This window comes from Aquimarina sp. 433, from assembly GCF_054054605.1.
In genome coordinates, this window is record NZ_JBSWZK010000023.1 from 1 (window position 1) to 2,500 (window position 2,500).

The window sequence follows — 2,500 nt, forward strand, 5'->3', positions numbered from 1 at the left end:
TGGTAACGGCATACCAAGGCGACGATAGATAGGGGTCCTGAGAGGGAGATCCCCCACACTGGTACTGAGACACGGACCAGACTCCTACGGGAGGCAGCAGTGAGGAATATTGGACAATGGAGGCAACTCTGATCCAGCCATGCCGCGTGTAGGAAGACTGCCCTATGGGTTGTAAACTACTTTTATAGAGGAAGAAACCGCTCTACGTGTAGAGCTCTGACGGTACTCTACGAATAAGGATCGGCTAACTCCGTGCCAGCAGCCGCGGTAATACGGAGGATCCAAGCGTTATCCGGAATCATTGGGTTTAAAGGGTCCGTAGGCGGGTTTGTAAGTCAGTGGTGAAAGTTTTCGGCTCAACCGGAAAATTGCCATTGATACTGCAAGTCTTGAATCATTATGAAGTGGTTAGAATAAGTAGTGTAGCGGTGAAATGCATAGATATTACTTAGAATACCGATTGCGAAGGCAGATCACTAATAATGTATTGACGCTAAGGGACGAAAGCGTGGGTAGCGAACAGGATTAGATACCCTGGTAGTCCACGCCGTAAACGATGGTTACTAGCTGTTCGGTTTTCGGACTGAGTGGCTAAGCGAAAGTGATAAGTAACCCACCTGGGGAGTACGTTCGCAAGAATGAAACTCAAAGGAATTGACGGGGGCCCGCACAAGCGGTGGAGCATGTGGTTTAATTCGATGATACGCGAGGAACCTTACCAGGGCTTAAATGTAGTCTGACAGCTTTAGAGATAGAGTTTTCTTCGGACAGATTACAAGGTGCTGCATGGTTGTCGTCAGCTCGTGCCGTGAGGTGTCAGGTTAAGTCCTATAACGAGCGCAACCCCTGTTGTTAGTTGCCAGCGAGTAATGTCGGGAACTCTAGCAAGACTGCCGGTGCAAACCGCGAGGAAGGTGGGGATGACGTCAAATCATCACGGCCCTTACGTCCTGGGCCACACACGTGCTACAATGGTAGGTACAGAGAGCAGCCACTTGGTGACAAGGAGCGAATCTATAAAACCTATCACAGTTCGGATCGGAGTCTGCAACTCGACTCCGTGAAGCTGGAATCGCTAGTAATCGGATATCAGCCATGATCCGGTGAATACGTTCCCGGGCCTTGTACACACCGCCCGTCAAGCCATGGAAGCTGGGGGTACCTGAAGTCCGTCACCGCAAGGAGCGGCCTAGGGTAAAACTGGTAACTGGGGCTAAGTCGTAACAAGGTAGCCGTACCGGAAGGTGCGGCTGGAACACCTCCTTTCTAGAGAAGTTATGACACACAGGAATTGTTTGTTAGGGATTATTTTTAGTCTTAGCTGTTAATTAATTGAATTAGTTGTTAGTTTTTGGTTGTTAGTTGTTAGGGTTTTATTTTATAAGACAAGTAACTATCAACTGTAAACCATCAACCATCAACTATGAAAAAAGTCTCATAGCTCAGCTGGTTAGAGCGCTACACTGATAATGTAGAGGTCGGCAGTTCGAGTCTGCCTGAGACTACTGTCTAAAGCGGGTTTAGTTTTTTTATAAGCTTAGTTTTAGTAAAGTTCATTGATTATATATTGAAAAGGAAATTCTAGAAGTTTGAGAATTCTAAATTCGTAATTCTGAATTCTACATTCTGAATTCATGATAGGGGAATTAGCTCAGCTGGCTAGAGCGCCTGCCTTGCACGCAGGAGGTCACCGGTTCGACTCCGGTATTCTCCACAAGGCAATGCCTTGAGATATAAGTTTCAAGAGTATTGCATGGGAGTAGTGACTGATAATTAATATCAGTGGTTACTCACCACAACGTTCATTGACATATTGATTTAAAGAATACGAGCGTTAGATGTTTTCACAGGAGACATTTAACGACAAAAGAGCAATAATAGAATTATATTTTATTATTGAAAAAACTAAAAGAGCAAGTTAAAGCAAGACGCATAAGCTAATTAAGGGCGTATGGGGAATGCCTAGGCTCTCAGAGGCGATGAAGGACGTGATAAGCTGCGAAAAGCTGTGGGGAGTGGCACATACACTATGATCCGCAGATATCCGAATGGGGCAACCCACTATATTGAAGATATAGTATCCGTAAGGAGGCGAACCCGGAGAACTGAAACATCTAAGTACCCGGAGGAGAAGAAAACAATAGTGATTCCGTTAGTAGTGGCGAGCGAACGCGGATTAGCCCAAACCGATGTTGTTACGGCAATATCGGGGTTGTAGGACCACGCTATAAGATGTATATTGAATTAGAATTGTTTGGAAAGACAAGCCAAAGAGGGTGATAGTCCCGTATAGGTAAGATATATTGATTTAGTGGTATCCTGAGTAGTGCGGGGCACGTGTAACCCTGTATGAATCTGTGGGGACCATCCCATAAGGCTAAATACTCCTGAGAGACCGATAGTGAACCAGTACCGTGAGGGAAAGGTGAAAAGAACCCTGAATAAGGGAGTGAAATAGATCCTGAAACCATACGCTTACAAGCGGTCGGAGCGATAAGTG

Annotated in this window: 2 tRNA genes and 2 rRNA genes (1 of these 4 cut by a window edge); all 4 read left to right on the forward strand. The window is 45.7% G+C overall.

The annotated features are described in order from the left end of the window. A 16S ribosomal RNA gene (locus tag ACWNT5_RS24140) occupies positions 1-1,266 on the forward strand; the annotation flags it as partial. A gap of 165 nt (positions 1,267-1,431) precedes the next feature. Further along, positions 1,432-1,505, forward strand: a tRNA-Ile gene (locus ACWNT5_RS24145). Between the two features lie 135 nt (positions 1,506-1,640). Further along, positions 1,641-1,714: transfer RNA gene (locus ACWNT5_RS24150), tRNA-Ala, on the forward strand. 216 nt (positions 1,715-1,930) lie between these two features. Next, positions 1,931-2,500: ribosomal RNA gene (locus ACWNT5_RS24155) — 23S ribosomal RNA — on the forward strand; it runs 2,247 nt beyond the window's last position.